Here is a 26111-nt window from a genome sequence, read left to right as displayed (position 1 = left end):
ATGGAGGTTGGCACATATGTGGAGTATTCAATTTGAACAACCGTTTGTAAAAAGTCAGGAAGCAACTGATGATCAAATCGCTAATTTTTTGAAAACATGGAACATAAAGCTATCCGAGCAAGAGATTCACGAAATCAAGCAAAGACAAGTGAACCCTTTTCCAAAGTCGTCTCCATTCCATGATCAATATAAACCTTTAGATCCTGTGGGCTGGCTTCTGCCCCAAGGGCAATTTCCTGACAGCTATATGGATTTTTTGAAATACTCTAACGGCGGGGAGTTTCAAAATGGTGAACGCTATTTTCAGTTTTTTAATACCGAAGATTTGAGAGAAATGAACCTTGCCTACGAGCTGCCGGAATATATGCCGGGTGCTGTGTCGTTTGCGATGGATGGGTGCGGAAACCACTATATGTTTGATATGAGAGAGGAAAAAAGAAACAATGAGTATCCCGTTCTTTTTGCTCATTCTGGCAGTTTAGGGTATGACGAATGTGAACAGGTTGCCCATTCATTTATAGAGCTGTGTACGGAAAAATGGGCATTGTATTGATACCTGCATGATTCTGCCCAATATATAGCCAATAGCGAGAAGTCCATAGAATTGGACTTCTCGCTATTGTGCCGTATGCGTATATCCCTATGACTGAATTTGAGCTATTTGTTCGATCAACGAATCGACGGCCTCATCCACCAGATAGGGACCATAGTTCCATTTATCACGAGACACATTAATAATGTGATTACGTTTGACAGCAGGAATTGTCTGATATACAGGTTCGCTGAACAGCTCTTTCATTTGTGTCAACTCTTGATCTGTCATTTGAGTAATGAAATAATCGGCTGGACGATGAACTAGAGCCTCCATGGAAAGAGCCGTACCACCATCGGCATAGGGTTTGAATTGCTCAGGCATCTGGAACCCGAAATCTTGATAAATCAATTTTCCAAGTGTACCGCCCTCACCTCCAAGCAGTACCTCTCCTTTGTGAATAATGAAAGATATCGCGGTAGTATCTGCTTTAATAGGGATGTGAGTTTGCTCCCGAATATCCTGCAATTTATTCTCGAACTTAGCAATCCAGGATTCTGCTTCTTTTTTCCGATTCATAATATCACCAAAGGTCCGCAATGTATCGATCACGTCTGGATCACCACCCCATGCTACTGCAATAGTTGGGGCAATTTTTTGATATTGCTCAAAGGTTGCTTTGTCGTGAAAGTCTGGCAGTATAATCAAATCCGGGCCTAAAGCGGAGATGGCTTCGACATTTCCTGTTCCTTTCCCTATACTGTGGACATCAGCCATCTTATCAGGATAAAGATCGAGTATTTCTTGATTAGCACCTATCGGTTTTAAGCCTAATGGAAGCAAATAACCGCCGTATGTAATAACAACAGCCTTTTTGGGTTGAACAGGAATTTCTATCTGCCGACCAAGTGCATCCGTATACAGTCTTGTTTCAATTGATTTCGCAACATCACTCGTGCCGCCGCAAGCTGCCAGTAGCAGAGTTAGGCTAAACAAAAGGGTAACGGCAAAAGCAGGCTTAAAGCTAACATTCATATCATCCACTCTCCAAGCATCATGTTGATAATGATTATCATTGTTATCAATATAACGTTGTCCTGATCGGGGAGCAATGAATGATTTGAGTGTAAAATTTGTATTCGTTGAACCTTTTAGAACAAAGCTGTGCATTTTAAATTGTGTTGGTGTTTCGCCAGTTTGTTTTTTGAAGAGTCGACTAAAATAATAAAAATTGTTATATCCAACGTGTTCGGCAACATCACGAATAGAAGCATCTGTTTCAGCCAATAAGGATTTGGCCCTGTTGATGCGGGTTTGAACGACATATTCGATGGGGCTGCATCCATATTTCCGCTTAAACACCTTTACGAGGTAGTGGGTACTGTAATGAAAATGTTTAGCCATTGCCTCCATAGCTATTGGTTTTTGGAAATGCTCTTGAATATATTGGGCTATTTGTGTAGCTAAATCCGGCTCGGATATTTTGACCTCTTTCATCTGTAATTGACGAAACTGTTCATGTACGAACTGATAGAACAATCCATTCACTTGTAGCTTATCCAACTCATTTCTCTTTGCCCACTGATTATTCATCTGCTCCACAAGCGATATCAGGGGGAGCGGATAGAGGGCCTGAAACGCATATTGTTGTCTAAATAGAGCCATAGGATCTTCTAGTTTATGTGAAGGCTGATCCGCTTGCTTTTGAACGGGTTTGTATAAAATGAGGTAATATTCAAACGGGTGGTTTAAGCACCAGATGTTAAGATTGGCTCCTTTTCCGCCGTGAAGAACCTGAAACTTGGCTGATGAGGTTTCGACTTCATCCAGTATTAATCTGGCTTCTCCTTGATTGGCAAATAGAAATCCGTTTGAAGGCAGGGAATAGGCACTCAGTTTTTCTCCAGGCTTCATCTTAAAATGACGAATGTCCAGCACTTTAACCGGTATTTGGTTCCATAATTTGATCGTTTCCAGCCACTCCATAAAAACACCTCGAAATAATATAAGTTAAAACTGCTGTTGCAGTGTGGAAGAGGAGCTGTAAATTCGGTTGTTATTAGATAATCATAAGCTTTATTCCCCATGATTCATCCAGCTGTGTTTTATAACCCGCAAGTTGGACACTTTTCTCGCCTTATCCATCTTGCGGGTGGCATGGAATGTTTACAAGAGTCGTCACACATCACATGCTCCACACAGAACTTGAGCTAGAGCTTGTAACACTACTCATTTGCATTCATCATTTCAATTAACACTTGATATACCATCGGTAAGGTGGTAAAACCGTCACTTTTTAAAAAGTGTCCTCCATGGTCTACTTCATGGAAATCGGCTTGGATGTCTTCAGCTAGTTTCTTACTGAGTACAAAGGGCACAATTGTGTCATCCTTTGAAGCGATAACTGAACGCGCTTTTAGCGAATCCATGATTTGCTGATAATCCAAATGGCCATTTGTAAATTCATCTAATGACGGTAGACTCGGCACTGGATCAGTAAAACCGGAAACGAAAACGAGACCACCAAGTGGTTCTGGGATACTTACTTGCTGTAGGTATCTTAATATGGATACACATCCCAAGCTATGACCAATAAAATAGGTGTCTTTATGTAGAACTTTAATATTTTGTAATAGATGCTCGATCCACTCATTAAGTTTGGGGGATTGCGAATTGGGCATCTCCAGTATATCTACCGATACCCCATCTTCCTGTAATTTGTCTTGTAACCAAGGGAACCAATGATCGGCTGGCGAAGCTGTGTATCCGTGGATTATATATACTTGTTTTTTATTTTGTATGTTTGTCACAATACTTTCTCTCCCATCATTAGCGTTCGTTGTTTATATGTGCCCTACTTCGTGTAAGGACTCCTCTTCTAGTTTAGCAAATTCTTTAAGCCCATGAGTATCTAAAATTTTGAGTTACATAGCAAGTCCGCAAATGAATTTGGCTATCAGAATATTCTTTATTTTTGCATCACTGTTATCTTACTTATAAATTTAAGCGCTTTCTACCGATATATATAAATATATATATCATCACGTTCTGTGATCTGCTTCATTGTGTTGTTTGGAGGGCAATGTCAAGGAGACCGAGCGGAAACTCGTGAAAGTTGAGAGCAGCGTGAACTATTATCCATAGACGATCTGGAGGGGTTTGGATGAGTAACAAGCTATTAGACAGGACTAAAAAAGGGAAGGGTTTTAGAGATTTAAAGGTTACGACAACGATGATCTCCATGATTATAATCAGCTTAGTGGGTTTGCTCATTGTATCGTTGGTTGGGGTTATCGGTATGTATCAAGCTAAAGAGGGTCAAGGTATTTTGTATGTGGATCGCTTTCAACACCAAACGAATATTCTTGAAGTCAAAAGTGATTTCTATAATATGCGGGCTAATTATACAAAAATACTCGACAATAAGGAGTACACAGATAAACAGTATAAGCAGGTGCAGAAAGGAAAAGATAGCGTTACAACCGGACTAAATGAATTCTCACAAAGGAATTTGGATGCTAAGGAACAGAAATTGTACGAGGAACTACGGGGGAGTATAGACACATATTATCAGGATATTGAGCAAATCATGGCAGTCAAAAAAAATAGCGGAACGTATGACACGGAAGAGAGAGGCCGGATTAATAAATCCAGTACGGCAATTGTTACGATGTTGACTACGATTTCAGATTATAACAATGAGCAATCCGCCAACTTATATCAAAATACGCAAAATGAGATTAAAATGCGTACAATTGTTTTGATCACGGTTCTGGCACTCGTGCTGGCTATTCTTATCACCATCTCCTTTGCGGCCATTCGAAATATCCGTTTTCGGATGAGTACAATTACGAAATACTGTGAGGAGATCACCCAAGGGAATTTAACGGCAGCACTTGATCCTACCTTGCTCAAAGGAAATAATGAGATCGCTGTCATTGCTCGTGCCATTCAACAAATGACAGATTCAACCTCAATGGTCATTACGGGGGTTATCAATGAGTCACGCCAAATTAACCAACTGAGTGATCAGACGAATTATAATATGACAGATCTCAATGAGCGGATTAGAGATGTATCTGCCACGGTCGAACAGCTGTCAGCAGCTATGGAAGAGACTTCGGCATACACCGAGAACATGAATCATTCTGCGGAAGAAATGCAGCGGGCAGCAGAGTACATTTCGGTTAAAACTCAAGAAAGAGCTCAGTCTGCCAATGATACAAGTGTAAAAGCCGAAACATTGAAGCATGCGGCTAGTGAATCCAATAAAGCGGCCAAGGAGATTTACCGGAAGGCCAATGAAAAGATGAAGGAAGCGCTAGAACGAGCCAAGGCTGTAGACCAAATTCGTTTACTTTCTCAGTCTATCTTAGAAATTACGGCACAAACCAATTTGCTGGCTCTAAATGCATCCATTGAAGCGGCTCGTGCGGGTGAGTCAGGTCGAGGGTTTGCGGTTGTGGCTAACGAGATTCGCAAGTTGGCAGACGGCTCCAAACACGCGGTAGACCAAATTCAGAGTGTTACTCAAGAAGTTGTGCAATCTGTAGAGAATTTAACTACTAATGCCGAAGAATTACTGCACTTCCTGCAAGCCCAGGTGGGCAAGGATTATCAGCTGCTTGAGGACACAGCAGGACAATATTACAATGATGCCGTGGAGCATACGAACACGGTCAATGATTTGAACGCCACCTCTAAGCAGGTGAATGCAACCATCCAAACCATGGTGAGAGCGATCCATGAGATTGCAACAGCCAGCGAACAGTCTGCTATATCCACTCAGCACATTGCAGAGAATATGGTTTCATCGACGGAGAAATCTCTTGAAGTGGCACACCAGTCTGATCAGGTGAAGGAAAGCGCGGCCCGACTGAATGAACTGGTCGAAGGTTTTAAAATATAACGAGGCCAATACACAAAGACTAGGGAAAAAATTACATCGAAGAAAAACAGTTGGGGAGCCGTAAAAAAGGCTCCCTTTTTGAGTTTACTCTTCCAAGATTGCTTTTGGATTACGGTCAGAGCTCGTATCCCGTAACTCTTCCTGTTCAGCCATTTGCATCAGCTTATAAATCTGACGAGTTGTGTTCACATTCCGCACCGTCATTTGCTGATACAGCTTGGTGCCGACTAATTTCGCTAACCCGCTTTTTGTGACTTGTTCTTTGCTGACAGAATACAGAACGGCCCCGGTTGTATATATTACATGGCCTATTCCCGTTTTTAAAGGAAGCTTGTCCAGAACGGAAATATCGTTAATTTCATCCCACAGAAACATTACATCACTTTTCATCTGTGTATCATTAGACCATTCATTCGGCAGTGCCTCCATAATGCTCTGAATCTCTTTCATGTTACGGACGATGACGCGGATGGGTAAGCTAAAATCCTCCAGAATTGCCTGTTCCAATATGAGTGAAAGCTCCTGGTTAGACTGGGTCTGACTAGAAAAAATAATGTTTCCAGAATTAATGTAAGTCGTCACATGCCCCAAACCTGCATTTTCAAACGTTTGCTTGAGCTTCTTCATCTCGATCTTGTTGTTGCCGCCAACATTGATGCCCCGCAGTAATGCGATATAGATCATATAAGCTCCACCTCTCTTCAAAAAAAGGATTTCTAACAAAGGGATAGGTATTCCATTAAATACGTGGTTTGATTTTCGTTCAACAGCGGATGCAGCAATGGTTTTACGTGCTCGATATATTCTGCTTTGGTTTCGTATGTGTCCTCATCTTTCAATTCTCCCTTAAAGGTGCAGGCACTTTCGATCAGGATGGAAAGAGCCGTAAAGAAGTTAGCTAAAGAGTCGGCAACCTGCTGCGCTGCCCCACCTTCAAAAGCAGCATATACAGGGGAATCGGGTGCGCTAGTATCGACAATGACTGGATCGTCATTAAAATTTGCAATCACGACATGATGGGGCGGCCACGAAGAAGATTCTTGGACAAACTCACCAGATGTAATCCAGCGATAGCCTAGTTGTTGGCGATACAGGTGTTCTGGTGCAGCAAAAAAGAGGACAGCTGCATCCCCGATTTCAACTGCCGCATTTTTCAATTTGTGTGTTCCTGCTGCCTTAGCATCGATCATTTCATAATGGCTATACAGGTACTCAAGCTCAGGGGATACGGGAATCCGTCTGTCCCAGCAATCTGTTAGGTTCTCCGTCCGGGGCTGGATGTCGTGGTCTTGGAACAGCCCGTAGGCTTCATTATATAAGTTTTGTTGTTGTACAAAACGGGCCAGAGCTTCGCTTAACTGTTTCATAGGTTGCATTCCTTTCTAATTGTAGGCTATGACCTTTGACATCACGTTTTACTTCTATCGTAAAGATATCATAATATAGACATGGAGAACATACGTTTCTGTAATTGTGTCGCCTTGCCAGTCTATCCAGATTAATTTTACAATATAGGAGTTCGAAAATGTTTTGTACTTAGTTTAATATGCTCAGGCTTACTTGTAAGGAGGATAAGCATGTCATTTTCTAAAATATACGATTACAAATTAAGAGCTTATTTTAATGAGCGTATTTCTGATTTAAGTCATGAACTAATAAAAATAGGGTATTAGAGGTGCTGATAGACTGTATCAATGAGCATCAATCTCCAACAGAGCAGTTCATCTCCCATTTGATCTTGATGAACTATTCCTATTTTGTTCTCAAAAGTAATCCTAGCGAAATTACATATCTTAAATTATTTTGCAAGAAAAAACCGGGAGTTTTTATGAAAGTATTGACTGCATTGCTTGATATCAGATTTTTTGTTGATAAATCCAGCTTCATAAATGCGGGTATAGATTATTATTTATCAAGAATAAAAGGGGTTTAATGATGCCATTCCATCACGTTTCTTTACCTGATTTACCACCGTCTATCGGACGCCTTACAGCCATTCATCCACTAAAGGGTGACTCTCAGGAAAGCATAACCCTGCTGGCACTAAACACACAAGCAGAACTGTGGAGACTAGAACTTCGCTCTGGCAGCGCAGAATTGTGCACACGTATTTGTATTCCTGATTTTAATCCCATGCAACCTGTCCAAATGGTTACCAGTTCTGACGGCAGCTACGTAGCAATCTCCAATCGTTTTGGACGGCATGCGGCAGTGTATGATTTAGTCCATGCTCAAGAAAAAATGCAATTATCACGGGACGAATATCACTACGATAAAAGCATGTTTCCCCTGGCATTTGTACACCAAGATGGTGCATGCATTCTTGTTCATGGGACGGAATGGAACCGGCTTGATCTGACGGATGTAGAAACAGGCATGCTTTTGACAGCAAGACCTACCCCTGTGTATAACAGCGAAAGCAAAAATGAGCACTATCTAGATTATTTTCATGGGAGTCTGCTGATTTCACCAGGGGGAAAGTGGATTGCGGATACGGGATGGGTGTGGGCTCCGATTGGAGTGGTTCGAACTTGGTCGTTATCGGATTGGCTGATGAACCCATGGGAATCGGAGAACGGTCCGTCGGTTCGCCATCTTTGGCAAACCATAGATTGGGATGGGCCGGTATACTGGACAGGACCCGATACATTGGCGGTTTGGGGACAGATGGATGCCGATTTGCTGGAGGAGAAAGATTGGGGAGAGGAAGGAGTTGAACCGGCTGTTGTCCTATTCGATATGACCCAGCCCGGGTACCGGCGTGTGCTTCCAGCGATCCCATCCCTAAATTGTAAGCCTGTTGAAGACGGGGTTTTTCCTTACCCCCAAGCGGATATGGCCATTTGCGGTGACCGATTATTCTTATGGGGAAAAGGAGTCCCGCTTCAGGTATGGCGGCTTTCAAGCGGTGTGCGGGAATATGTAGATACGGAGCGGTTTCCACTCGTTTACCATCAAGAGGCAGGAATTTTCATTGAATTGAAACCGGATAGTCGTTGTAAGGCCTTAAGCTACGAATAAATGGCAGTGTCGGGCTTCCTTCCTGGCGAGATGGGAAAATATGCGTTAGTTATTACATTTGAAAAGGGGCGTAAAACCAAAATGGCACTTATCAAGGATCGTTTTTTGGGATGCCTGGTTGGGCTGGCCGTGGGCGATGCTTTGGGAACCACTGTGGAATTCAGCAGTCCAGGTACATTTGAACCTGTAACGGATATCGTGGGCGGCGGTGTCTTTGGGTTAAAGCCGGGCCAGTGGACGGACGATACGTCGATGGCGCTCTGCTTGGCCGAGAGTATGGTGCGAAAAGATGGCTTTGATCCAGCAGACCAAATGCGCCGATACACCAATTGGTACCACTTGGGATATATGAGCAGTACGGGAACGTGTTTTGATATCGGTGGTGCAACGAGAGCAGCACTGCATCGCTTCGAAGCTACTGGAGATCCGTACAGCGGTTCCGTTGACCCCATGACTGCCGGCAATGGCTCTATTATGAGGCTTGCACCTGTGGCTATGGCCTATGCGAACCGTCCGGAAGAGGCGGTGTTGTACGCTGAGATGAGCTCGCGAACCACCCATGGAGCAGTCGAAAGTGTGGAGGCCTGTGCTGTGCTTGCTTCAATCCTTGTAGCAGGTCTGCGAGGAGCGGATAAAGAATCCATGTTATCAGCGGACGTCTGTTATAAGTGGCGGCAGAACGAGCCCGCTTATTCGGCAGCCATTGAAGAAATAATTCAGGGATCTTACCGGTATAAAGAGCCGCCCGAAATACAAGGAACCGGGTATGTCATTCGTTCCCTTGAGGCTGCGTTGTGGGCATTTCACCATTCGACTTCATTTGAAGAGGGGGCACTGCTGGCAGTGAATCTGGGTGATGATGCCGATACGACCGGGGCAGTGTACGGGCAAATTGCAGGAGCTTATTATGGAATAAGCGGGATCCCGAATCGTTGGCGCGAGAAGCTGGCGATGAAGGAGACGATAGATGAACTGACTGAGGCTTTATGGCAGAAGGTTGAGAAGGACCAAACGCTCCAAGGGGAACATCAATAAAGATCAAGCTGGGCTGCTTTTCTTATGAAGCAGAACCCAGCTTGTTTTTTTGTTTGCTATATCGCCATACTTCCGCCCTACTCAGCAACATGCCGTTATGACAAAATGAGTTCAATACAAATAACACTTCACTTTATTGACCTTTCGGAGGAGGAACTACATTGTCACATCAATATAAACAGATTCATTCATTTGCTGATATTTCCAATGATATTAAAGGGTTTGAGATCGTTTCGACCCAATTTGGCCCTGATGGACGCGTGTATATTTTGCTAATTGATAAAGTCCCAGAACGAGTGCGGGGGATGTTCACACCTGCCTCTCTTAAAGACAGATGTACTTACAAGATACTCATTCTAGACGATCACATTGAAGAGGTGTGTTTGGAGGGGCAGCAGTTCAACTATCATTATATACAGCCTCTACATCATCACCTGCTGCTCGTCGGAGCGCGTTGTCATTATTATGGACCTGGTCAATACGATTTAAATGGTAAAATTATTGATTATGAAGGCCGTACCGTAAATGAACTGCTGCTTGGGGACGGTATCCAGAGTGTTCAGGTTACAGAGGAAGGTACGATCTGGACCAGTTATTTTGATGAAGGTATATTTGGGAATTATGGTTGGAATGAGCCTGTGGGGTCCTCCGGCCTTGTCGCCTGGAATAAAGAGGGACACAAAATATATGAGAACCAAGCGGCAGACATTCATGATTGCTATGCTTTGAACGTGGTCAGCGAACAGGAAATCTGGTTTTATTACTATTCAGACTTTTCATTAGGGTGCATTTCCGGTAGCGACCGTACGAATATTACGTTTATGAATCCGAGGATTTCCAGCTGCTCTGGGGTGGCTACAGATGGATATCACTTTTTATTCGACGGCGGGTATGGAAAGAGTGGACAATATGTCCTGAAAAAGAATGTGAAGCCAGGTAGTTTTAGCAAAGGGCAAAACATCCGTTTTTTAAATGACGATCAAAGGTTTCTTCAGCCGCACGAACAGGATTTCAGAAAAAACCGCCTGCTGCTCCGTGAAGGTTCTCTGTTGTACCAGGTGGCTGTTGAAGAGTTAGCATAAAAACCCACGTCAGACGTGGTTTTTTTTGTTGATTGGAAGTAATTTGAGCCTATATTCTTGGTTTAAATTCATGGATATTGCCAAAGAGGGGGTATCGATAAGCAGCATGATAATTTCGTAACCTTACAGTTTTTTTTCCGTATAAAGATAAAAACATGATCCAAGTTCGTTCCCTCAGGGAGAAATACAACCATGTTTAACAAAATGAGAAGTTGAGGTAATGCACCATATGAATGAAAAATTACAAGCCAATACAGGATATCAGCTGGCTGAGCGGAAGGCGATCCAGTATTTTGCATTACTTTATGATCAGGTCTTAGATAAATCTTATGTGACTACCCTGACAGAAGACATTCAAAAGTGGAAAAAAAATCATCTTCATCATTCCTCATGGTTATCCTTTTTTTCACGGAGAAAGAGAAAACCTGATACTGGGGACTATAATAGATACATTCAATGGCTGAATTATACAGGCAAATTGGATGATTATCTGGACCGAAGTGTCTCCTATATTTATATGAGGGACCTAGGCAAAGCTCTGGATTCTCCTGACACACATACCCGGATTCAGCGTGTCATTGCAGACGTAAAAAAACACTTGATCCAATCCACCAATGCAAACGGAGGAGACCAACCGGAATTTATGAATTTGGCCGGGGTGTATCGGTGGGCCCAGAGGGAAGGTATAGAAACCGCGATAATCTGGGTGATTAACAAACTTAGGTCCGTATCCTCCCATATTCCCAAGGAGATGGATGCCGAGCAAGCCCAGCGCAAACTGATTAAGATCATTACCGGGGTTATTTTGCATGTGATGGAAGAAATGGACGATACAGTGTTGCCTGTGGAACGTGCTCGCAGACTTGATGAGGCCATCAGGCTTGGGTACTCCTATGGTCTAACCTATCCTTTCATTGATGATCTTCTCGATTCCCAGGTTTTGACCGTTCAAGAGAAAGAACAATATTCCCGTATGATACGTGCCGCGCTTCTTAGTGGATCTGTGCCTGAGTTGGGCGATTGGACCGGAAATCATATGGAGTTGATTCAATACATACATTCGGAGCTCTCGGATGCATTTGAGTATATTAAGGAACATCAGCGGCCAGACACACAGCAAACCTTTTTCGAGCAGTCCTATGTCTTTTTTCATGCTCAAGATATTGACCGTGTTAAGGACCTAACGCGAGCTACTTATACCAATGAAGAGCTTTATATACCCGTGATTTTGAAGTCTTCTTCGTCCCGATTGATTGTCCGTTCCGTGATTAGTGCTCCTGCGGATGAGGGTTTTGAGCAACGAACATTCTTTTATGGTATCTATAACCAGCTTGCTGATGATTTTGCGGATATGGTTGACGATATGAGAGACGGTGCGGTAACACCCTATACCTACTATTTAAAATATCATCATCAGAGATCGGATCTTATCAATCCCTTTGAATTATACTGGGCGGTTATTTCCTATTTGATCCATAACGTATATGACTCCGATGCCATGGCTCGTGAGGTGATACTGGATCGTGCAATGAATGGACTCAAACGTTATAAAGAACGTGTAGGTATTGAAAAGTATAATGAAACGATGGAGATCTTTGCATCCGGAAATCCGGAATTTAATAATCTCATTCAGAAGATGGTACAAAAAGCGGATGATGTAGATTTCTTAGATAAGCTGCTTCGGGACCAGATGATTACCCATCTGAAAAACGATGCGAGGGAAAAGGAAGACTTTTTCAATACGGTCAAAATGGTCCGTGAACAGATTAACAACCAATTGAAAATTACCAAGCCTCAAGGAATTCCGGCCATGAAAGAACAGCTTATTGAGGCTGCAAATTACAGTCTCGAAGGGGACGGGAAGCGGATACGGCCTATATTGACTTGGGTCATGGGCGTGAACGAATATGGATTAGATGCATCGGCAATCGTGCCGCTTCTGAGATCACTGGAGTATATGCATACAGCCTCCCTGATCTTTGATGATCTGCCTTCCCAGGATAATGCGTCTACCCGTAGAGGGCGTCAGACCTTGCATCAGGTGCACAATAGCGCTACCGCAGAATTAACCGGTCTGTTTCTGATCCAGAAGGCGATTGGGGAACAATCGTCACTTGACCAGTTCAATGCTGAAACGGTGCTTGCTTTGATACAATACTCGGCCCGTAAGGCAGAGGATATGTGTATGGGTCAGGCGATGGATCTGGATTCCAAAGGAAAGGCACTGACCTTGGAGCAGCTGAATATGGTGTGCTTTTACAAAACAGGGGTGGCGTTTGAGGCTTGTCTGGTTATGCCAGCCATGCTTGCACAGGTCAAGGAGTCGGAAATTGCTGCTTTGAAGAAATTTGCCTATCATATGGGGATTGCTTTTCAGATTAAAGATGATTTGCTTGATGTGGAAGGAGATATGCTCTTACTCGGAAAACCTGTTGGCCAAGATTCTGATAATAACAATTCGAATTTCGTGTCCATCCTTGGTCTTGAAGGTGCTAGTAAAGAGATGTGGGAACACTATTGCCTCGCGATGGAAGCATTGGAAGAAATCCCACGTAATATTGCTTTTCTGAAGCACTTAATACATTATGTCGTGAACAGGGACCGTTAAAAAAACGAGTGTACCCCATTGCTCCACAAGAGTAATGGGGTATTTTTACGTTGGACAGAAGAACTGCTCATGTTCCTTCGCTCATCGGTAATCCTCTAATGTGATATAAATATGTCTGAGCACACAACACAGATATGTGAATATCTGGTGACTTCAGCACCCCATTTTGCCCATTATGGTGCATTCTCCCTTATAATAATACAAAACAGACGAGGAGATGAACTCCAGATGAAAAAAGGAATCTTGGTCGCTTCAGGGTTGGTTGTTGCCGCATTGGGGACGTACCTAATTGCAGGGAATATTCAGAAAGAAGGGGCGGAAAACCACGAGACGACAGATATCAAGCAATTGGTGCATGATATCAGTGCAGGCAAGGCAACAGCCCAGTCCGCTTCCATTAATTCCAGTCAGTTGATTGTCACAGGGGACGATACTCAGACCATGAATTATGATTTGCCTGACAACGAGTTTTTTGTTTCGATTGCACCATATGTGGAACAGACCCACCCTTGTGCAACTCATAGTCTAACAGGCTGCCAAGGCGAAATAAAAAACGGAGCGTTCAATGTGACCGTTCACGACTCCGAAGGGAATGTCATCATGGAGAATGCCGCCATGAAATCACAATCCAATGGTTTTATTGATCTATGGCTACCGAGGGATAAAACATACCGTATTAGCGTGAATCATGAAGGTAAAACGGCTGAAACTGAATTCTCTACATATGAAAAAAACGATACGTGTATCACAACGATGCAGTTGGGTTAACGACGGAGGATGAGGGGTGAGCTTACGGATCGCTGAAACGCTCTAAATCCGCAAAGCCCTGCGTTCTCATATATAGCTTTTAGTAAAGAGCCTACGTCTGACGGAGGCTCTTTGTGCTGCCCTAATCTTTTGCTGGAGTTACCGAACAGGTTGGGAGGGAATCTATGAGGAATCAGATAGCGAAACTTTAAATTGTGTATACTAAAAACCTATTAAAACAACTGCAAACTTCCGACATATTATCTAAGAGCTTTTCGCTCAATATTCCTCGGGGAGATGGCAGCATGTCACAAAATATTAAGAAGCGCGTAGTTAGATCATCCAGCATCGCCAACACATTGGCCATGGTCTTGTTAGTCATTATCGTTGTCGTCTTTGCAACCTTGGGGACGTTCATGTTTGCAAGCACGCAAAGCATACTTGTCAAGCAGCAAGAGGCCATGCTCCAGACCAAGACGCAGGCCGTTGTCACTCAATTCGATGCGTTGTTTAAGGAAAAGGGATCACTTGTCAAACAAATGTCAACGAACAATCTTTTTAAGCAATATTTAGAAACCACCCCATCGGCAGAAATGGTGAAAACTTCTCCTTATGCTGCGGAAACAGTAGCGACTCTGGCAGCCATTGTAAAGGCAGAGCCATCTTTTGCCGACGCCTGGATTGCAGGAATATCTGGTAAAGGCTTCTTTCTTCAGAATGATGGTGTTGCTTCTAAACCGGATTTTGATATCCATACACGCCCATACTTCAAGCCAGCTGTTGAAGCGGACGGTTTATACTACTCAGAACCCTATAAGGACGTCAATTCGGGTAATGTGCTCATGGGCATTTTCTATCCGATTAAAGATAGCAGTAACCAATTAATCGGATTTGCTGCAGTTGATATTGCTTTCAAAGACATCCCTGCCGTTATGCAAAGCTATTCGCTTGGAAGCACAGGTTATTCGATTCTTGCGTCCAAAACAGGAGATATTTTGTATCACCCCGATCAAAATAAAGTGCTGAAAGAAAAGATTAACGAAAGCACAGGTGATCTTGGGGAGATTGGAAAGAAAATGATTGCTGGTGAGTCCGGAGTACAGCTAATTAATGATAATGGGGAACGTCGTTATATTGGGTATGCAACCAGTAAAGATACGGGGTGGTCTGTAGGCTTAACCATTTCTGAAGAAGAGGTGCTCACAGAATTAAAAACCTTTACCTGGCTTACCATTGGCGGTTTTGCGGCAGCCACCATCCTGCTCGTTGTGATTTGTTATATAACGCTCCGTTATCTGTTGAGATCAATCCCGAAATTGCTTGCAAAAATCAAGCTGATTGAAAATGGAGATTTGACCGTTCAGTTTGATACGCAATCCAACAATGAAATCGGGCAAATTTCTCAGGGAATTTACAATATGGTTCAAAAAATTCAAGGCATGCTCCAAATGGTGGGTGGCTCAGCTCAAGTGTTGAATCAGTCTTCTCATGATTTGCAATCCATTTCTTCCAGAACGGCGATTACGATGAACGATACTGCGACAGCAATTAATGAAATTGCCAATGCAACGAACTACCAATCTATTGAAACGGATAACATTTTACAAAAAACCGGAGCATTATCCGGCCAAATTGACGAAATTGCCAATGATGCCAAAGCCATCGAAACGATGGTACAAATCTCTGCTGAGCAAAGCGGACAGGGGCTTGCGGTAGTAGATCAGTTATCCAGATGGGCGGAAGAAAATCACAATTCCACACAAGCGATGTCGTCTATTATTCAGGAGATTGATCTGAGCCGTTATGAGATTTCCAGCATCGTGGATACGGTTAACCAAATTGCAACGCAGACCAACCTGCTGGCGCTCAATGCTTCCATTGAAGCTGCACGTGCAGGAGAACAGGGCAAAGGGTTTGCTGTGGTTGCCGGGGAGGTTCGCAAGCTGGCTGAGCAGACTGCACTGGCGACACAGGAAATCTACAAGAAGGTACGTGTGATTGAAGAAAAAACCAGCGTATCGGTTGAGCATACGGTTCACGGTCTGAAAATTGCAGAAGAAAATGCCAGATCGGTGGAGGACACGAAGCAAGTATTCTTTAGCATTAACAAGGATTTGGAAGATTTGAAATTGCGAATGATCCAGATCAGCACCAACACTTCCAAAGTCCACAAGCACAAAGATGAGATTTTGCAGGCGCTAGAGATCATCTCTTCTACCACAGAAGAGAATTCCGCTTCAACCGAAGAGGTCAGCGCCAGCACGCAGGAACAATTGGAAAGCTTCGGACAGGTTGCTGAACTATCCAAACAATTAAATCAATTGTCCAATAAGCTTCAAGACGAATTAAAACAGTTTAAGGTTGAGTAGCATGGTAGGTGGCGGCGATGCTATGGGATGATGTGACGGAGGAACTGGACAAATAAAGGTAAGACATTTTATGATAATGTAAATTGGACTTAATGGATCAATAATTTACTCTGAAAGAATCAGGGACTTAAGATGAATATCCATCTTAAGTCCCTTTTTTTGTGTAAAATTAGATTTCCAATTTTTTGAACGGCTGATATACTAAGGAGGCAAGTGAGATGAAGATAAACCTACTTTATCGGGATGAAAAAACGATCGGCGTACGGTTGGAGCGATACGGAGTCAAGGAGCGAGAAGGGATTCGATCCATACCAGGCAGGAAATGGGTTCCAGACGAAAAAATCTGGGCGATTCCGTACAGTATCTCGGCTGTAAAAAGCCTGTTAGAAGCGTATCGGAGTTGTAAGTTCGAGTACGACGAGCGCTTGAATAAAGAACTACCGTACATCCGGGAATGGCTGAATCGACGGGACACGCAGGCTAATGCGTTTCCCTCTTCTTCGGAACGAGGTGAATGGAATCTGGATCAGCGGCAAGAATTGCGCGATGCATTGGTAGCAAGGGGGTACAGCAGCAAGACGATAAAAGCATACATATCGCAAACGGAACGCTTTTTTGCCGGATTGCAAGGGACCGAAGCAAGCATAAATGATGCGGTGGTGCAAAAATATGCGCTGGTGCTGCTCGAAAAAGGTCTTTCGCACGCTTATGTTAACCAAGCGATCAGTGCGTTGAAATTTTATTTTCGCCATGTGCTAAAGCAGCCCAAATCCTCCGCCTATGTTCGTCCGAAAAAGGAGAGTAAACTACCGGATGTGCTGTCCCTGAATGAGGTCATGCGTCTGTTGAAAGTAGTGAAAAATCTAAAGCATAAGGCTATTCTGTACCTGACGTATACATCCGGGCTGCGGGTAAGCGAAGTGGTGAGGTTGCGTCTTGAAGACTGCGACCGTGAACGGAAAGTACTGAAAGTTCGTCAGGGAAAGGGCAGGAAGGATCGGCAAACGCTGCTATCCGAAGCGGCTTTTGCGGTGGTCGAGCAGTATATAGGGGTGGAGCAGCCAGCAGACTGGCTGTTTCCTGGGCAGAGGGAAGGCCGCCACCTGACGGAACGTTCAGCGCAGAAAGTGTTTGAAAAAGCGCTGGCTGAAGCGGGCATTCGCAAACAGGCGAGTATCCATTCGCTAAGGCATTCCTTTGCGACCCACTTGCTGGAGAATGGGATTGATCTTCGCTATATTCAGGAACTGCTGGGGCATCAGAGTGTGCGAACAACGGAGCGGTATACACATGTGAGCAGACGGGACATTGGGCGGATTCAAAGTCCGTTGGATCGGATGAGCGGGCTGGAGGATTGAAACGCAGAAAGTGCCGGAATAAGGAACAAAGTGCAGGATTCACGAAGTTCGTGAATATGACGAAGAGAGCATTCTTTCGGAAGTTCGTAAATAATACGTTATGCGTAATTACTATAGGCTAGATTGTAGAATAGAATTCGAAGAAGAATAAACAAAACAGCTTTTATTTTGTCCGATTCCAAGATTTTAAGATTCAATGATAGTTATGGAGGATGTTTATGTGGCCATTAGGACAGTATGATAGATTAGTTCATGAAATCAAACGTCGAGAAGATAATAGCATTCCAGTAACTTTTGGTTTATTAGTGGCAGACTTTAATCAACAGAGATGTAGAGATTATATCTTGAATTATATTGATAGATTCGACTATAAATCAGACAGATATATTAATTTTTATTTACCAGGATATTTAGAGGAAGACTTCCATGGTAATAATGAAAAAATAACTATAAAAAAGAAAAACTACTATTTCGGTAGAGAAGTATATCTTAAATTCCTGAATAAATTGGAAGATGATTTTATGATTGATTATCCATACAATCCAGTGCTTATTTTATTGGAATATGATAGGGGACATTTTAGCAAAACCAAACGAATAATAATTGAATTAGATTCGGATGGATCTGATATAAAGAAAGCAGGAGAACTGTTTGAAAAGATCTTTGAGATTGCAAAAAAAAGTGTTAGTATTCAGAATTTTTCGAAGTCATTACAGAAGAATTCATTAAAGCAAGGAATACTAGATAGAATTATCGAAGGTATTGACAATAGCTATTTAACAGCAATTTATACTCAAACAAAAGAAGTAAGAAAATATAAATTGAATAAATAGGATTAAAATACAATGAATCCAATAATGGATTGAGGGTGTACACAATGCTGGGAAGTAACTACGCATAACATAATATTCAAGCTGCGGCTCCTGACAAAGCCTTGGTCTGCTGGATGGATTTCGAAGGAGAATTTCAGCAGACAACCCCTTTGGGTTTCATGAATACAGAAACGTTATACGAAAGATCATTAGAGTGAAATTTATGATGGAGGTTATTTAAATGAAGATGGTTATAATCTTTGGCCCCCAAGCAGTGGGGAAGATGACAGTAGGGCAATGTTTAGAAGCAACAACAGATTTAAAACTATTTCATAATCACATGTCTATTGATTTTGTGTCTCTATTTTTTGATTACGGCACACCTGCCGGAAAGCGTCTGGTTAGTCTAATCAGGCAAGAGATTTTTGAAGAAGTGTCCAAAAGTGAACTGGAAGGACTCATATTTACGTTTGTATGGGCATTTGATCTTCAAAGTGATTGGAACTACATTGAGCAGGTTTCAAACCTATTTGAATCGAGAGGAGGAACCGTGTACTTGGTTGAACTAGAGGCCGACTTGGAAGAACGAAAAAAACGAAATACGACTGAGAATAGATTGATACATAAACCAACTAAACGAAATGTGGAGTGGTCGGAGGCTGAGTTGATTGAAACTCATGAAAAACATAGGTTGAATTCATTACCCGGAGAGATTACTAAACAAAATTATATAAGGATTAACAACAGTGGGTTGGAAGCAAATCAGGTAGCTGAAATGATAAAAGAAAGATTTAAGTTTTAAGGTAGAGAGTCTATCAAAGAAAAATGATCCTTCGTATAACATAATATTCATGCTACGGCTCCCAAGGGAGCCTTGGTCTGCGGATGGATTTCAGGGAGGAATTCCAGCAGACACACCCAGCATATGCTGGGCATCACGAATACAGGAACGTTATAGGAAATCAGCGAGTTTGAATAAAAGATGGAGGAATATTTATGAATTCATGGGCAACTCAATATGCTGCTACAATCAGCCTTGTTAATACTTTAGGGATGATTATATTAACAGCTGTATATGTTTTCTTTACAATTAAAATTCAAAGGGCAAATATGAAAGTAGTTGAACAAAATGAAATAGTCAGAAAAGAAAATAATATGCCAGTCATTATTGTTTATTTTGAGATGACTATTTTCAATATGCTAGATCTGCACATTAAGAACATCGGGAAAAGTCCTGCTAAAAATATACTAGTAAAATTAGAATCCCTCAATGACACAAGTAAAGTTAAGTACTTAGATAAGGCTGCATTTATTGATAAAGAAATAGCGTTATTGGCTCCTGAGCAGTATTTAAGATCATCTGTTGGATCATTAATTGAGTTGAAAAATGAAAATGGCGATTATCCAAAATATAGAGTAAGCATTATATATAAAGATTTGGAAAACAATGAATATGAGCAACATTATATAATTGATGCAAATATGTATAAAGGAACAACACAAGCTGTTGTTAAAAACCTACATGATTTAACAAAAGAAGTTGAAAAAATTGAGTCGCATATTGAAAAGATGACTAGATTATAATTAATGAGGTTTTGAATGCAAATTCAAGAAGGTGCTGACATCCTATAACATTATATTCACGCATCGGGCATATGCCCTCGGTCCGGTAGAGGAATTTCGGGAAAGCAGAGGTAGCCGGACACACCCAGCATTCGCTGGGCGTCGTGAATACGGGAACGTTATCGGAAATTAATGCAAATCTGAAATGCTCAAATATAAATATCTACTAAGAGAAGGTGCCTTCATGGACAAGAATTCATTAAATAGAAGAAGCATTATTGTTGACGGGGAAAATGGTGTCGGCAGCTCGGAAGACTTAAAAAAGAATGTTGTTCATAAAACAAACAGCCTTTATTGGGATACCAAAGGCAATGACTTCTTAAAAGCAATCGTGCTCCCTTATTATGGAGCATTTATCTCAGAAGAAAAGTGCCAGCTCTTTGGTGATATCTCAGGAAAAAAACTGCTGGAGATCGGCTGCGGAAATGGTCAATCCTTGCAATATCAAGGGGAACGAAACGCATCTGAACTATGGGCTGTGGATATTTCAGAAAAACAAATTGAAAAGGCAGCGAAACATTTGAAGTCATGTGGAATAGCAGCAAAATTGATATGTTCTCCCATGGAAGAAGAATGCGGCATCCCGACGGGTTATTTTGACTATGTTTATTCAATTTATGCCATAGGTTGGACCACCGATCTTGAGGGCACCTTTCGACGAATATCTTCTTACCTTAAAAAAGACGGGCTATTTATTTTCAGTTGGTCTCACCCTATACACAGATGGGTTACTACAGAAAATGATAGGTTTGTAATTAATAAGAGTTACTTTAATGAAGGTTGGTATCCGGTAGCAGTTGATGAAGGTGAGCTATTGTTAGCGGACCGTATGCTGTCAACTTATGTAAACGCGCTTGCAAAAGCTGGGTTTGTAATTGAGCTAATGATTGAGGAATCTGATTATGAGTTTATGCAATTGCGGGATGATAACAGCGATATGGCAAAGAGAGCAAAAATGCTTCCAGTAACTTTTGTGATAAAGGCAAGAAAACTATAAGATATAAAAACAAAAGCGAAACTGACTCCAAGATTTTTAGAGGTTCGAGGAAGGTATTGACATCCGATAACAAAACATTCACGCTGCGGGTCGCTGTCGCGCCCCTTGGTCCGCCCGAGGATTTTCAGGGAAGATTAACAGGCGGACAACCCTGCACTGCCTAACCGCATCGCGGCCGCTCCCGTTGGTCGCTTAAGGCAGTGAGGGTTCGTGAATGCCTGAACGTTATAGGAAATAGACCAGAGAGGAAAATATGGGTAATTATTTTTAAAGTTTCGAATCATTCTCTACCAGAGGTTGATTTAACTGATGCAAAGCAAATGAAGTATGGGATTATAAAAAAACAAGAAATGAAAGGAAGATTAACTATGTTTTAGAACTACTAGAGGATCAACATGATGAGTAGGTCATTTTAATCATAGAATTTATAAAAATGCATTATCTTAGAATAACGAGTTGTATCAAATCACCATATAGTTTAGAAGAATACATATAGAAACATCATAATTAGAAGTTTGCTTACACGCTCTAGTAATAATATAAGTAGATTAATCTACTTATATTAGGAGATTAATCTACTTGTTTAATTTTTGATTGAAGTGAAATTTAAATATTAAATCATCTATTCTTAATTGAGTTTATAATTTCTAGAATTTCTAAGTAATCTTTTGATTCTTGTTTTATCCACTTTGTTAAAAAATACTCATAAGTTTTAATTTGATCTGAGGAAGTTCTGGATCCGAACATGCACTCTGCTATTAGATTAAATTTATCTTTTGTGTTGTTTTTTTTCATCAGTTCATCATAAAGACCACGACTTTCAGCTTCTCTCTTTGCTATTTCTTCATCCCAAATAATATCTTCAGGAATAAGTTTAGGCAGAAAGAAAACATTATTATAATGGAAATCAATGTACTCTTTATATTGTTTTATTTTCTTTTCTTCACTAAAATTACTATCCTGTTGAAATTTTATATTTTCGCCTACTATCTTAAAAATTTTGTTCGCTAGATCCACTGAATTTTCTTCTCTTTGTGTCAAGTCAGCTAAATTAAATTTGTCTTTCCTTTGATCTCCATCAAATATAATAAATTTATTTTTATCTTTAGTTTTAGCATAAACAACCATGTTTTCTTGCTTGATGCTGCTTTCTCCGCCAGGTGAGTAGCTGACTTCAAATAGCTCAGTATTAAGACTTTTAAGTAAAACACTTTCTACGACCATTTTGGCAAGTTGATCTTCTACTATAATTACTTTTTTTTGAATGTTAGAATGTCCAATAAAAACAAAGGCATTTTGCGGATGTACATTTTCGTGCACAGAAATTTTACCAGTTGCATGATTTTCATAAAAAACATTTATAGCCCGACTAGGTACTGACTCTAACATATCAGGCGAATGAGTTGAGATTACGACCTGAAGTTTTTTCTTCTTGATCTGTTGAAGTATAAATTGAATTAACTTTTTTTGAGCTAAGGGGTGTAAAGAGGTTTCTGGCTCATCCAGTAGCACCAAGCTATTATTTTCAACATTTATTAAGTCGTTCACCAATTTAACTACTGCTATTTCTCCGCTTCCGGCGAATGCCTCAGAATAACTGAGTTCCTCAGTTATATACCTTATTGCAAACCCTTTTTCAGTATCAGAATCATATAAGTCATGTTCTAATATTTTAGCTTCAACGTACTTTTTACCTAAAATATCACTGATCGCTATCAATGCTTCTTCACTTATTGTTATTGGACGATCTACTTTACGTTTGTAATAGGTTTGTTCAATATTTTTTTCAAATGCCCTTTTTAATTTTATTGAACGTTCTCTAATTACGTCTTGTTTAGTTTTTAACTGATCAGGTCTTTTTCCAAAATAAAAATACTTATCAAAAGCACTAAGTGAATATCTAAAATCCATGTAGTAAACTTTTCTGTTTTGTAAATTCCATCGAGTCTTAGAGGCTTCTCTGGGGTCTACATCGTCTTCGTTAAATTCCATTTGGAATCGTTTTATTGGTCGTGATGGCTCCCAATATTCAGGTATAACTTTTCCGTTTTTGTCAGTCCTGTGAATCCTGGTTTTTATAATTTCTGCTTTAGTTTTTGTGTATTCTGTAGTGAATCCACAAATAAAACAATGACGATTACCGTTTAAATCATTAATAGGATCTAAAGATGTGTTAAACCAAAAATCACCTATACTACTGTTCTCGGGAGAACCATATAAAGCCTGTAGAATAGAACTTTTTCCACTTCCATTTGTTCCAGTCAAGAATACAATCGGAAAATTAAAATTCACTTTCAAGCCAGGTTCAAAATTTTTGAAAGAAGGGAACCTTATGTAGTCAATATGTTTTGGGAATATTTTGCGTTTGGAATCTGTATCAAACATATTCTCAAGGTCTTTAATTTCTTTTTCTATCTGCGTAATCATTTATTATCGCTTCTCCTATACGTTTTGCAAATTCAGGTGGAACAGCATTTCCTATCATTTGCGCCATTTTGTGAATGCTAGAATCATGAAAAACATAATTTTTCGGGAATGTTTGTAAAGAAGCACCTTCTCTTAAAGAAATGGCACGATTTTCTTCGGGATGTGCAAAACGACCATTTGACACACTTAAAAAACGAGTTGTTATGGTTGGAGCTGGTTTATCCCAGCTCATTCTACTATAACTATCTGAAAAACCTGTTCCATTAAAAAAAGCACGGTTTTTTATGGATTTCGTTAAATTACTAGGAGTTTCACTTATAACTTTTAAATTTTCAGCACTTAATTGTGCAACGGTATGTTGAAAATCACTATCATCTCTATGACCTGCAGAAACTGGAGCAAATCCATTGGCTTGTCCAATTACATCTTTAACTATTAAATATTGTAAGGATTTTTCTGGGGTAATCTTATTTTTAGTAATACGTGTTGCAATTAAAGAAAACCTCTTGCGAGTTTGTGGAACTCCATATTCGTTTAGGTTGAAAATGCCATACTCTACTGTATAACCTAAGTGTTCTAATTCCTGGATAAAAGCATCTAAACCACTTTCTTTCGCTTTTTTCATGAGTCCAGGAACATTTTCTACCACAACATAGCCAGGGGTATAAAATAAAACAAATCTTTTAAATTCATTTAACAAATCTTTAGATTGAGTGGCCTTTTCTTTGTTAGTATTTATAATAGACCAATACTGACAGGGGCTACATCCAACGAAAATCATATTATCATCATTAACTTTTATATCAATATATTTAGCTAACTCTAATTCATTTAATGTGGTAACATCTTGTTGTATAAATAATGAATCTGGATTATTAAATTCATAAGTTTTTTTTACTTTAGAATCAATATCTATTCCAGCTATAACTTGAATTCCAGACATTTTTAATCCGCAAGTCATACCGCCGCCTGAACAAAAAAAATCTACTGCATAAAGTTGCCTTTTTTTCATTGTGATCACCTAATGCCTTGATTAGTTTTAATCTATTATCTCATTTAATATACTATTACTCAATCTGAAAATAGAAACATATATTTTGGTGTGTATGCAAACCTTTAAACCGAATCTGAATCGAAATTAAACCAAAAGGCCTTGAACATGCTCACTGTCTTGACGAAACAAGTTGATAGGAATTGGTTTTTTTTCAATTTTATTGAAAAAGTATTCGACTAGGAAACGTTCTTTTTACATGTTACGGTCGTAAGCGTGCTGAACACGTTGGTTTTTCTAACTGGGAATCACGGCGACCGTTGAATCGTATCGTCGTTTCATGCTTCTAATTCAACAAATTTAACGGCATTCTTGGATTTTGCGAACACGCATTAGTTAATTCAGAGAAGATGTCTACATCCTATAACATAATATTCAAGCAGCGGCTCCTTTGGAGCCTTGGTCTGCTGGAGGAATTTCGGAGAAGTATATCAGCAGACAATCCCTTCCGGGTTCATGAATACAGGAACGTTATGTGTAATTATTGAAAAGATCATGGAGGGGAAATCTATGAAAAAGAAAGAATATAAAGATAGATTAATTGAATTACTTAATGAAGGAATTGAAGAACTAACAACAGACCAAGTAATCCACAAAACGAAATTATTGATTTTTGAATATGAGAAAAAGCAAGCGTATAGTACAGAAAATAAGGGGAGACCTTGGACAGATGAAGAGTTAAGAGTAGTATTATCATTTGCACCAACTAAAGAAAACATACTAAAGTTGGCCAAAGGATTTAAACGTAGCTACGGGAGCATTGAACAAATTTTTAGATGGGCTGTAACCACAGATGAAGAGATTATAAATAAGGGAAGAGAAGATGATAGTTTTATAAAACAGATTAGAAGATTGTATAAAGAGATGGGTTGGAAGGCGTAAATTAGAATGTCAATCAATGGAGCGATAACTACACATAACATAATATTCAAGCTGCGGCTCCGTTGGAGCCTAGGTCTGTGAGAAGGAGTTCAGGGAAGCATTTCAGCAGACACCCCCTAACAGGTTCATAAATACAAGAACGTTATAGGAAATACTTGATAAAAGGAGAAAGCAAAATGTTTTAGAAATATCTGCGGATGAAAGGGTATTAAAGATAGATGATTCACCGAAAATGGCTTATGAATCCAAAGGAACATTCTATGAGTTTCCACATTCAGAATTTAATGAAGAGTACCCACAAATTTATCAAACAAACCTCTGTTGTAGTTTCAATGGAACAAATGGATATGGAATGTACATTGACGCAAGAGGTAGGAATCAATGAAAAGAGAAAATGGGAGATTCTTGGTTTTGTTGGCTTGATACGTTAGACGATGATTATGCAGTAATTAGTAAAAGAGCTGATAGAATTGTAAATGAAGATATATATATAGAAGCTTTCGAATACGGGAGTTTATGTTCATACACGGACATTTACAAATTGCAATTGTATATTTGCAGAAAAATTAAAAGCTGGGCAAGCGGTTTACATGTCGCATTAGTCCGGCTGAAATGTCGCAAAAGTACATGGTAACGCGATGTGGAGATATATTATACT

The 26111-nt window shown here is 40.5% G+C and carries 21 protein-coding genes; 15 read left to right on the top strand and 6 right to left on the bottom strand.

The window, feature by feature from the left end:
* Positions 1-16 precede the first annotated feature (16 nt).
* A complete protein-coding gene (locus KAI36_RS18760) occupies positions 17-553 on the top strand; it encodes an SMI1/KNR4 family protein (protein ID WP_220025707.1) in 537 nt (178 codons plus the stop codon).
* Between the two features lie 87 nt (positions 554-640).
* On the opposite strand, the gene KAI36_RS18755 is transcribed toward KAI36_RS18760, so the two are convergent.
* Positions 641-2518 (bottom strand): helix-turn-helix domain-containing protein, encoded by a 1878-nt coding sequence (locus tag KAI36_RS18755; protein WP_220025706.1) that lies wholly within the window; start codon positions 2516-2518, stop codon positions 641-643.
* 239 nt (positions 2519-2757) lie between these two features.
* A complete protein-coding gene (locus tag KAI36_RS18750) occupies positions 2758-3342 on the bottom strand; it encodes an RBBP9/YdeN family alpha/beta hydrolase (RefSeq protein WP_220025705.1) in 585 nt (194 codons plus the stop codon).
* A gap of 353 nt (positions 3343-3695) precedes the next feature.
* Between KAI36_RS18750 and KAI36_RS18745 the strand changes: the two genes are divergently transcribed.
* Entirely contained in the window at positions 3696-5441 is a 1746-nt protein-coding gene (locus KAI36_RS18745) for a methyl-accepting chemotaxis protein (protein WP_220025704.1), read from the top strand.
* A gap of 84 nt (positions 5442-5525) precedes the next feature.
* Here KAI36_RS18745 and KAI36_RS18740 read toward each other — a convergent pair whose 3' ends face one another.
* Both KAI36_RS18740 and KAI36_RS18735 read right to left on the bottom strand, forming a co-directional pair.
* Complete coding sequence (locus tag KAI36_RS18740) at positions 5526-6125, bottom strand: DUF1697 domain-containing protein (RefSeq protein ID WP_220025703.1); 600 nt, start codon at positions 6123-6125, stop codon at positions 5526-5528.
* Positions 6126-6157: 32 nt separating this feature from the next.
* A complete protein-coding gene (locus tag KAI36_RS18735) occupies positions 6158-6808 on the bottom strand; it encodes a hypothetical protein (protein ID WP_220025702.1) in 651 nt (216 codons plus the stop codon).
* 568 nt (positions 6809-7376) lie between these two features.
* Between KAI36_RS18735 and KAI36_RS18730 the strand changes: the two genes are divergently transcribed.
* The 11 genes from KAI36_RS18730 (at position 7377) to KAI36_RS18680 (ending at position 21093) form a co-directional block, all read left to right on the top strand.
* Entirely contained in the window at positions 7377-8462 is a 1086-nt protein-coding gene (locus KAI36_RS18730) for a hypothetical protein (protein ID WP_220025701.1), read from the top strand.
* 81 nt (positions 8463-8543) lie between these two features.
* A complete protein-coding gene (locus KAI36_RS18725) occupies positions 8544-9497 on the top strand; it encodes an ADP-ribosylglycohydrolase family protein (protein WP_220028168.1) in 954 nt (317 codons plus the stop codon).
* Positions 9498-9658: 161 nt separating this feature from the next.
* Positions 9659-10579 (top strand): hypothetical protein, encoded by a 921-nt coding sequence (locus tag KAI36_RS18720; RefSeq protein WP_220025700.1) that lies wholly within the window; start codon positions 9659-9661, stop codon positions 10577-10579.
* Positions 10580-10799: 220 nt separating this feature from the next.
* Positions 10800-13187 carry a polyprenyl synthetase family protein gene (locus KAI36_RS18715; protein ID WP_220025699.1) on the top strand — a complete coding sequence of 796 codons (2388 nt, stop codon included), beginning with the start codon at positions 10800-10802 and terminating at the stop codon, positions 13185-13187.
* A 228-nt stretch (positions 13188-13415) separates the two neighbouring features.
* Positions 13416-13955, top strand: coding sequence for a CueP family metal-binding protein (locus KAI36_RS18710; RefSeq protein WP_220025698.1), 540 nt, complete (start codon positions 13416-13418; stop codon positions 13953-13955).
* Positions 13956-14239: 284 nt separating this feature from the next.
* Positions 14240-16303 (top strand): methyl-accepting chemotaxis protein, encoded by a 2064-nt coding sequence (locus KAI36_RS18705; RefSeq protein WP_220025697.1) that lies wholly within the window; start codon positions 14240-14242, stop codon positions 16301-16303.
* Positions 16304-16521: 218 nt separating this feature from the next.
* The gene (locus KAI36_RS18700) at positions 16522-17661 is read left to right on the top strand and encodes a tyrosine-type recombinase/integrase (RefSeq protein WP_220025696.1); all 1140 of its coding nucleotides are present in this window, start codon (positions 16522-16524) and stop codon (positions 17659-17661) included.
* A gap of 218 nt (positions 17662-17879) precedes the next feature.
* The gene (locus tag KAI36_RS18695; RefSeq protein ID WP_220025695.1) at positions 17880-18494 is read left to right on the top strand and encodes a hypothetical protein; all 615 of its coding nucleotides are present in this window, start codon (positions 17880-17882) and stop codon (positions 18492-18494) included.
* 220 nt (positions 18495-18714) lie between these two features.
* Positions 18715-19275 carry a DEAD/DEAH box helicase family protein gene (locus KAI36_RS18690; RefSeq protein WP_220025694.1) on the top strand — a complete coding sequence of 187 codons (561 nt, stop codon included), beginning with the start codon at positions 18715-18717 and terminating at the stop codon, positions 19273-19275.
* A 194-nt stretch (positions 19276-19469) separates the two neighbouring features.
* The gene (locus KAI36_RS18685) at positions 19470-20057 is read left to right on the top strand and encodes a hypothetical protein (protein WP_069081127.1); all 588 of its coding nucleotides are present in this window, start codon (positions 19470-19472) and stop codon (positions 20055-20057) included.
* 223 nt (positions 20058-20280) lie between these two features.
* Positions 20281-21093 carry a class I SAM-dependent methyltransferase gene (locus tag KAI36_RS18680; protein WP_069081126.1) on the top strand — a complete coding sequence of 271 codons (813 nt, stop codon included), beginning with the start codon at positions 20281-20283 and terminating at the stop codon, positions 21091-21093.
* Positions 21094-21711: 618 nt separating this feature from the next.
* Here the strand turns inward: KAI36_RS18680 and KAI36_RS18675 are convergent.
* Both KAI36_RS18675 and KAI36_RS18670 read right to left on the bottom strand, forming a co-directional pair.
* Positions 21712-23520 (bottom strand): ATP-dependent nuclease, encoded by a 1809-nt coding sequence (locus tag KAI36_RS18675; RefSeq protein WP_069081125.1) that lies wholly within the window; start codon positions 23518-23520, stop codon positions 21712-21714.
* Entirely contained in the window at positions 23492-24532 is a 1041-nt protein-coding gene (locus KAI36_RS18670; protein WP_069081124.1) for a DNA cytosine methyltransferase, read from the bottom strand. Before KAI36_RS18670 ends, KAI36_RS18675 begins: the two co-directional genes overlap by 29 nt.
* A 549-nt stretch (positions 24533-25081) precedes the next feature.
* Here KAI36_RS18670 and KAI36_RS18665 point away from each other — a divergent pair.
* Both KAI36_RS18665 and KAI36_RS18660 read left to right on the top strand, forming a co-directional pair.
* Complete coding sequence (locus KAI36_RS18665) at positions 25082-25453, top strand: hypothetical protein (RefSeq protein WP_023989607.1); 372 nt, start codon at positions 25082-25084, stop codon at positions 25451-25453.
* A 239-nt stretch (positions 25454-25692) separates the two neighbouring features.
* Complete coding sequence (locus KAI36_RS18660; RefSeq protein ID WP_258382196.1) at positions 25693-25884, top strand: hypothetical protein; 192 nt, start codon at positions 25693-25695, stop codon at positions 25882-25884.
* Positions 25885-26111 lie beyond the last annotated feature (227 nt).

The sequence above is a fragment of the Paenibacillus sp. S02 genome, assembly GCF_019454065.1.
In the GTDB taxonomy this organism is placed as follows: domain Bacteria; phylum Bacillota; class Bacilli; order Paenibacillales; family Paenibacillaceae; genus Paenibacillus; species Paenibacillus polymyxa_B.
Note: the sequence above shows the minus strand (reverse complement) of the source record. Positions and strands in the feature narration are given on the sequence as shown.